Consider the following 8,654-nt stretch of genomic DNA (forward strand, 5'->3'; position numbering starts at 1 on the left):
GAGAAGGTCAACGGTTCGATTCCGTTAAAGGGCTCCACTCAGAAGGCCCCCGCCAATTGGCGGGGGCCTTTTTTGTTTTCCGGGACGGACGTATTGCTGCCGTATGGCCGGCGGAGGCTTTCCGAGGGCCTGAGGGGCGGGCCGTAGCAGAGCTGCCTACCATGGATGTGAAGGGTAGATAAGGTACGTTCCGGCGGCTTCGAGGTGCCCCCCACGGGGCCGCTCGGTCGGCCCAGGAGGCGTAGATGACCGTACCCCCCGACGCAACGGCACCGCAGCGCACGCAGAGCGACCCCGAGGACGTCCTCAAGCACCTCGGCAGCACGTGGCACTGGGCGCTCGGCTTCGCACTGGCCACTCTGATCCCCGGCATCCTGGTGCTCGTCTGGCCCGATGAGACGCTGCACATCCTGGCAGTCATCATCGGTCTGCAGCTCCTGGTGGCGGGTGTCTTCCGCTTCGTCACCGCGTTTTCGCACGGCAGGGACGGCGGCAGCAGGCTGGCGGGTGTCCTGGTCGCCATGCTCGCGTTCCTGGCGGGCGTCCTGGTACTGCGGCATCCGATGCAGACGATCGGCGCGCTGTCCTTGATCATCGGGGTGTTCTGGTTGCTGTCCGGAGTGCTCGCCATGTTCACCGCGATCGCCGACCATACGCTCGTGCACCGGGGCCTGCAGTTCGGCCTGGGTGCTCTCGGTGCCGTCGCCGGAATCGTCGTGCTCTGCTTCCCGGTGGACTCCGCCGTGGCCCTGACGCGGCTGCTGGGACTCTGGCTCGTCCTGCTGGGCGTCTTCGAGCTGGTGATGGCCTTCGCCCTGCGTTCCGCCGCGCGTCGGATGACCCCGGCCCGTCCGGGGTAAGGCCGGGCTGCCACCGACTCGTCCGCTCCTGAGCCTGGGCCCGGCAGGTGCCGAGCCCAGGTTCCTCCTCGCGGAGGGACGCGCCCGCTATTCGCCGGCGCGCTGTTCCGGGACGCGGAAGGCGAGGATCGCCATGTCGTCCGACGCGGGTTCGGCGGCGAAGCGTTCCACCGCCCGCAGGACGCGGGAGGCGACCGCGCCCGCCGTCAGGCCCGTACATGTGGTGAGGACCTCCGCGAGGCCGTCGTCGCCCAGCATGCGGGTGCCCTCGCGGCGTTCGGTCACGCCGTCGGTGACGCAGAGCAGCACGTCGCCGGGGTCGAGGGTGAGGGTCTGCTCGTAGAGGTCCAGGTCGTCGATCACGCCCAGCAGCGGCTGGGGGTCCGCGGCCGCGTCGACCTGGCCGTTCGGGCGCAGGCGCAGCGGCAGGGGATGGCCCGCGCAGACGACCTTCATCAGCGCGCCGCCGTCGGGCTGAGGGTGCAGCTCGCCGTACAGGAGGGTGAGGAAGCGGCTGCGGGCGCCCTCGTCGAGGATGGCCGCGTTGAGGCGTTCGAGTACCGCCGGGCCGCCGAGGCCCTCGCGGGCCAGCAGGCGCAGGGCGTGCCGGGCGAGGCCGGTGACGGCGGCGGCCTCCGGGCCCGTGCCGCAGACGTCGCCGATGGCGAAGCCGTACGCGCCGTCGCGGATCGGGAAGACGTCGTAGAAGTCACCGCCGACCTCGTTGCCCTCGCCGGCCGCGCGGTAGATGACCTCGACCTCCATGCCGGGGATCGCGGGGGAGCCGGGCGGCAGCAGGCTGCGCTGAAGGGAGCGGCTGATCGCCGTGCGCTCCGAGTACAGGCGGGCGTTGTCGAGGGCCAGGGCGGCCCGGCGGGAGAGGTCCTCGGCGAGCTCGAGGATCTCCTGGCGGAAGTGCTCCTCGCGCGGTTTGCCGAGGATGAGCATGCCGATCACGCGGTTGCGGGCCAGGAGGGGCAGGACCACCGTTTCGCCGCCGACTGCGAGGGTCGTCTCGGGCCACGGGCGGGCGCCGGCCTCGCGGACCGGTTCGGGCGGGCTGACCTGGGAGAGCAGGTCCTTCAGATCGTCGATGCGCTCTTCGTCCTCGTGGAGGACATAGGAGAGGTAGGGGTCGGAGGACTGGTCGGCGATGGTGTAGACGGCGCACCAGGTGGCGAGGGTCGGGACGGTCATCTGGGCCATGAGGGCCAGGGTCTGGTCGCGGTCGAGTGTGCCGGCCAGCAGGTCGGAGGCCTCGACGAGGAAGGAGAGGGAACCGCGGCGCAGGCGCTCCAGTTCACCGAGGCGGGCGGACTCGACGGCGAGGGCGATGCGGTCGGCGGCGAACTGCAGGTGCAGGGCCTCTTCGTTGGAGTAGCGGCCGGGGGTTTCGGCGGCGACGCCGAGGGAGCCGGTGAGGCGGCCTTCCACCTTGAGGGGGACGGTGACCGCGGAGCGCATGCCGGTGGCCTCCAGGAGCGGGACGGCTCCCGGGGAGGCGATGAGGTCGTCGTGGACGGCGGGCATGCGGGCGGAGCCGTAGCGGTTGGTGCCGGCCTCGATGGGGACGCGGGCGAAGCGCTGGCGGGTGGAGGGCAGGCCGGTGGTGGCGCGGACCTCCAGCTCGGTCTCGTCGTCGGTGGCGAGCAGCAGGAAGGCGGCGTCGGCGTCGAGGAGGTCGCGGGCGCGTTCCACGGTGCGCTGGAGGAGCCCGTCGAGGTCGTCGGGGGCGGGGGAGCCGATGAAGACCTCGAAGGGGTCCGTGGGGCGCGGGTCGGTGAAGTGGCCGCTGTCGGAGGTGGGGACCCGTACGGGCGTCTGGAGCACGGCGCGCTCGTCGTCGTGGACGAGGAGGCAGACGATGGACGGTTCGCCGTGGGCGTCGCGGACCCGCAGGTGCGAGGCGAAGACCGGGATGACGCGGCCGTCGGCGCCGCGGACGCCGTAGCTGCCCTCCCAGCGGGACAGGCGCAGGGCCTCGGCGATGCCGGTGCCGGTCCCGGGGGTCTGGGGCCAGGCGGCGAGCTCGGCCAGCGGGCGGCCGAGCGCCTTCTCCGCGGGGTGGCCGAAGATGTGCTCGGCGTCCTCGTTCCAGGCGGAGATGGAATCGGCCGAGTCGATCTGGAGGACGGCGACGCGGACCCTGCTGTCGGCCAGGGGCAGCAGCTGGTCGGGGACGACCGGGCCCGCCGAGCGGGTACCGACCGGCCGGTCTGGCAGGTCGAGCCGGAACCACACGTGCTTGTGGGTGGCGGTGTACTCGACGCCCCAGCGGGTGGCGAGGGCGGCGCACAGCATCAGGCCGCGGCCGTTCTCGCGGTCGGGGTCGGCGTAGGGGCGTTCGCCGGGGTGCTGGAGCGGGAGCTCGCGCTCCGGATACCGGTCGGCGACCTCGACCCGTACGCCGCCGTCGGCGCGCAGGCACAGGACCTCGGCCCGGGTACCGGCGTGGACCACGGCATTGGTGACGAGCTCGCTGGTGAGGACCACCGCGTCGTCGACGATGTCCGCGAAGCCCCAGCCGTGCAGGGTGTCGCGGACGAACCCGCGGGCGGCGGCGACGGAGCGCCCGAGGGGATCGAAGCTGGCAGCCGCCCGTGCCGTGATCACTGGTCTCCTTCGACGCGGTTGGACATCGGGTGCCAGGTTACTTACCTTCGCGGTCGGCATGGTGCCGTCGTCGGGGATTCCACCCGCAGGGTACGGCGGGTGTGCGATGGTGCCGAAGTGTTATGGCCGGGTTCGGCCAGGGTGAAACACTGGGCAGGCTTGCAGAGCCGGCTTGTGACGAGTCAGGCGTCCGGTGGAAAAGTGGTCGACCCTTTCGGGAGGGACACGGTGGAGTCTGGCGCAGCGGTACGGCGTACGGGAACGAGGCCGAAGGGCGGACGTTCCCGGCGCAGTGGCACGACGGAGGTCGATACCGCCGCTCTGAACCGGCTGCTCACGGCCCTGGTGTCGATGCGGGACGGGAATTTCCGCAAGCGGCTGACGGTGTCCGGCGAAGGAGTGATGGCGGAGATCGCCGCCGTCTACAACGAGGTCGCCGACCGCAATCTCCACCTGACCGGGGAGCTGTCCCGGGTACGGCGGATGGTGGGCCGCGAGGGCAAGCTGAGCGAACGGCTGGAAACGGGTGCCTGTGAGGGCTCCTGGGCGGCCGCGATCGATGCGTCGAACCAGTTGGTGGACGATCTGGCGCGCCCGGTGTCCGAGGTGGGCCGGGTGCTGTCGGCGGTGGCCGAGGGCGATCTTGACCAGCGGATGGATCTGCGGACGCAGGCGGCCGAGGGGGCCGGGCATCCGCTGCGCGGCGAGTTCCTGAAGGTCGGGCGCACGGTCAACAACCTGGTCGACCAGCTGTCCGCGTTCACCGACGAGGTGACGCGGGTGGCCCTGGAGGTGGGCACCGAGGGCAAGCTCGGCGGTCAGGCCCAGGTACGCGGGATGTCGGGATCCTGGAAGGACCTGACCGACTCCGTCAACACGATGGCGTACCGGCTCACCGCTCAGGTACGTGATATCGCTCTCGTCACGACGGCGGTCGCCAAGGGCGATCTGTCGCGCAAGGTCACGGTGCACGTGGCCGGTGAGATGCTCCAGCTGAAGAACACCGTGAACACGATGGTGGACCAGCTGTCGTCCTTCTCCTCCGAGGTGACGCGTGTCGCCCGCGAGGTGGGTACGGAGGGCGAGCTGGGCGGCCAGGCGAAGGTGCCCGGGGTCGCGGGCGTGTGGAAGGACCTGACCGACTCGGTCAACACCATGGCCGGGAACCTGACGGCCCAGGTGCGCGGGATCGCGCAGGTGACCACGGCGGTCGCGAACGGCGACCTGTCGCAGAAGGTACGGGTGAGCGCGCGCGGCGAGGTGGCGCAGCTGGCCGAAACGATCAATCAGATGACCGAGACGCTGCGGACCTTCGCGGACGAGGTCACGCGGGTGGCCAGCGAGGTCGGGGCCAAGGGTCTGCTCGGCGGCCAGGCGCAGGTGCCGGGGGCGGCGGGGACGTGGAAGGACCTCACCGACTCGGTGAACACGGTCTTCCGTAATCTCACCACCCAGGTGCGGGACATCGCGCAGGTGACGACGGCCGTGGCCAACGGCGATCTCTCGCAGAAGGTCACGGTCGACGTGGCCGGCGAGATGCTGGAGTTGAAGAACACCGTCAACACGATGGTGGACCAGCTGTCCGCCTTCGGCGCGGAAGTGACGCGTGTGGCCCGTGAGGTCGGCGTCGAGGGTGAACTGGGCGGCCAGGCGCAGGTGCCGGGGGCGGCGGGGACGTGGAAGGACCTCACCGACTCGGTGAACACCGCCTTCCGTAATCTCACCGGGCAGGTGCGCAACATCGCGCAGGTGACGACGGCGGTCGCGAACGGCGACCTGTCGCAGAAGGTCACGGTGGACGTCTCCGGTGAGATGCTCCAGCTGAAGAACACCGTGAACACGATGGTGGACCAGCTGTCCTCCTTCGCCGACCAGGTCACGCGGATGGCGCGGGACGTGGGTACGGAGGGCCGGCTGGGCGGCCAGGCCCGGGTCGAGGGGGTGTCCGGCACCTGGAAGGAGCTCACCGACTCGGTCAACTTCATGGCCGGGAACCTGACGTCGCAGGTGCGCCAGATCGCCCAGGTGACGACGGCGGTGGCACGGGGCGATCTGTCCCAGAAGATCGACGTGGACGCCCGGGGCGAGATCCTGGAGCTGAAGAACACCATCAACACGATGGTCGACCAGCTCTCGGCCTTCGCCGAGCAGGTGACCCGGGTGGCCCGGGACGTGGGTACCGAGGGCCGGCTCGGAGGTCAGGCGCAGGTGCCCGGAGTGGCCGGTGTGTGGCGCGACCTGACGGACTCCGTGAACGGCATGGCCGGGAACCTGACCTCGCAGGTGCGCAACATCGCCCAGGTCGCGACGGCGGTGGCCCGCGGTGACCTCTCGCAGAAGATCGACGTGGACGCCCGGGGCGAGATCCTGGAGCTGAAGAACACCCTCAACACGATGGTCGACCAGCTCTCGAACTTCGCGGAGCAGGTGACGCGGGTGGCGCGTGAGGTGGGTACCGAGGGCATCCTCGGCGGCCAGGCGGAGGTGAAGGGGGTCTCCGGTACCTGGAAGGACCTCACCCAGTCCGTCAACTTCATGGCGAACAACCTGACGTCCCAGGTGCGCAACATCGCCGAGGTGACCACGGCCGTGGCCATGGGCGACCTCTCCAAGAAGATCACCGTCGATGCCAAGGGCGAGATCCTCGAACTGGTCACCACCGTCAACACGATGGTGGACCAGCTGTCGTCCTTCGCCGAGCAGGTGACGCGGGTGGCCCGTGAGGTGGGCTCCGAGGGCATCCTCGGCGGCCAGGCCCGGGTGCGCGGGGTGACGGGCATCTGGAAGGACCTCACCGACAACGTCAACCTGATGGCCAACAACCTGACTTCCCAGGTGCGCAACATCTCCCAGGTCTCGGCGGCGGTCGCCAACGGCGATCTGACGAAGAAGGTCACGGTCGAGGCGCGCGGTGAGGTCGCGCAGCTCGCCGACACCGTCAACACGATGGTGAAGACCCTGTCGTCCTTCGCGGACGAGGTGACGCGGGTGGCCCGCGAGGTGGGTACGGAGGGCCGCCTGGGCGGTCAGGCACACGTGCCGGGCGTCTCGGGGACGTGGAAGGACCTCACCGACTCGGTGAACTTCATGGCCTCCAACCTCACCGGTCAGGTGCGGCAGATCGCCATGGTCACGACCGCCATCGCCAAGGGCGACATGACCAAGAAGATCGACATCGACGCCCGCGGCGAGATCCTGGAGCTCAAGACCACCATCAACACGATGGTCGACCAGCTGTCGTCCTTCGCCGACCAGGTCACGCGGGTGGCCCGCGAGGTGGGCACCGAGGGCATCCTGGGAGGCCAGGCCCGGGTCCGGGACGTCGACGGCACCTGGCGGGACCTGACCGAGTCCGTGAACGAGATGGCCGGGAACCTCACCCGGCAGGTGCGCGCGATCGCGGCCGTGGCCACCGCGGTGACCCGCGGCGACCTCAACCTGAAGATCGACGTGGACGCGGCGGGCGAGATCCAGGTCCTCCAGGACAACATCAACACGATGATCGCGAACCTGCGCGACACCACCTTGGCCAACAAGGAGCAGGACTGGCTCAAGGGCAACCTCGCCCGGATCTCCGCGCTGATGCAGGGCCGCCGGGAGCTCGACGACGTGGCCTCGCTGATCATGAGCGAGCTGACCCCCGTGGTCTCCGCGCAGCACGGCGCCTTCTTCCTGGCGCTGCCCGCCGGCGGTACCACCGAGATCGGGACGGAGGGGGGCGCGGACGGCTCGTACGAGCTGCGGATGCGCGGGAGTTACGCGTACGCGGGTGGCCAGATGCCCATTTCCTTCCGGCCGGGGGAGGGGCTGATCGGGGCGGTCGCCGAGGAGAAGCGGATGATCCTCGTCGAGAACACGCCGCCGGGCTACCTGAAGATCTCCTCGGGTCTGGGCGAGGCGCCGCCGGCGCACGTGATCGTGCTGCCGGTGCTCTTCGAGGGGAAGGTGCTCGGCGTCATCGAGCTGGCCTCCTTCACGCCGTTCACGCAGATCCAGAAGGACTTCCTGAGCCAGATCGCCGAGATGATCGGTACGAGCGTCAACACCATCAGCGTCAACTCCAAGACGGAGATGCTGCTGAAGCAGTCGCAGGAGATGACCGAGCAGCTGCGGGAGCGCTCCGACGAGCTGGAGAACCGGCAGAAGGCCCTGCAGGCCGCCAACGCGGAGCTGGAGGAGAAGGCCGAGCTGCTGGCCCAGCAGAACCGGGACATCGAGGTGAAGAACACCGAGATCGAGGAGGCCCGGCAGGTCCTGGAGGAGCGCGCCGAGCAGCTCGCGGTCTCGATGCGCTACAAGTCCGAGTTCCTGGCGAACATGTCGCACGAGCTGCGGACCCCGCTCAACTCGCTGCTGATCCTGGCCAAGCTCCTCGCCGACAACGCGGAGGGCAACCTCTCGCCGAAGCAGGTGGAGTTCGCCGAGACGATTCACGGTGCGGGGTCGGACCTGCTGCAACTGATCAACGACATCCTCGACCTGTCGAAGGTCGAGGCCGGGAAGATGGACGTCTCGCCGACCCGGATCGCGTTGGTGCAGCTCGTCGACTACGTCGAGGCGACCTTCCGGCCGCTGACGGCGGAGAAGGGCCTGGACTTCTCGGTACGGGTCTCCCCGGAGTTGCCCGCCACGCTGCACACCGACGAGCAGCGGCTGCTCCAGGTGCTGCGCAACCTGCTGTCGAACGCGGTGAAGTTCACCGACACCGGGGCGGTGGAGCTGGTGATCCGGCCGGCCGGCGCCGATGTGCCCACCGCGATCCGCGAGCAGTTGCTGGAGGCCGGTTCGCTGCGGGAGGCGGACGCGGACCTGATCGCCTTCTCGGTCACCGACACCGGGATCGGGATCGCCGCGAGCAAGATGCTGGTGATCTTCGAGGCGTTCAAGCAGGCGGACGGGACGACGAGCCGCAAGTACGGCGGCACCGGGCTCGGGCTGTCCATCAGCCGGGAGATCGCCCGGTTGCTGGGCGGTGAGATCCACGCGGCCAGCGAGCCCGGCCGCGGGTCCACCTTCACGCTGTACCTGCCGCTGCACCCGAGCGAGCTGCCTCCGCAGGGGTACGCGCCGCCGACGCCCGGCGGTGCCCGCGGCGAGCTGTACCGCAGGTCCCTGGACGGGAGCCGGCCCTCGCTGCCGGGAACCCAGGCCGGGCCGGCGGCCATGCCGTCGGTGCAGGCG

The 8,654-nt window shown here is 70.0% G+C and carries 3 protein-coding genes; 2 read left to right on the forward strand and 1 reads right to left on the reverse strand.

Annotation, left to right across the window (positions count from 1 at the left end; translation table 11 throughout):
- Positions 1 to 245: 245 nt before the first annotated feature.
- Entirely contained in the window at positions 246 to 860 is a 615-nt protein-coding gene (locus tag ACWGIU_RS20815) for an HdeD family acid-resistance protein (RefSeq protein ID WP_453707878.1), read from the forward strand.
- Between the two features lie 87 nt (positions 861 to 947).
- Here the strand turns inward: ACWGIU_RS20815 and ACWGIU_RS20820 are convergent, their stop codons facing one another.
- On the reverse strand, positions 948 to 3,533 hold the full coding sequence (locus ACWGIU_RS20820) for a SpoIIE family protein phosphatase (RefSeq protein WP_453707880.1): 2,586 nt from the start codon (positions 3,531 to 3,533) through the stop codon (positions 948 to 950).
- Between the two features lie 168 nt (positions 3,534 to 3,701).
- Here ACWGIU_RS20820 and ACWGIU_RS20825 point away from each other — a divergent pair.
- Positions 3,702 to 8,654, forward strand: a 4,953-nt coding sequence (locus tag ACWGIU_RS20825) for a HAMP domain-containing protein (protein ID WP_453707882.1), incomplete at its 3' end; no start/stop codon positions are given.

The organism is Streptomyces sp. NPDC054840 (assembly GCF_053611065.1).

Coding starts and splice junctions, on each gene's coding strand:
- ACWGIU_RS20815 (WP_453707878.1), top strand. CDS start 246: ATGACCGTACCCCCCGACGCAACGGCACCGCAGCGCACGCAGAGCGAC.
- ACWGIU_RS20820 (WP_453707880.1), bottom strand. CDS start 3,533: ATGCCGACCGCGAAGGTAAGTAACCTGGCACCCGATGTCCAACCGCGT.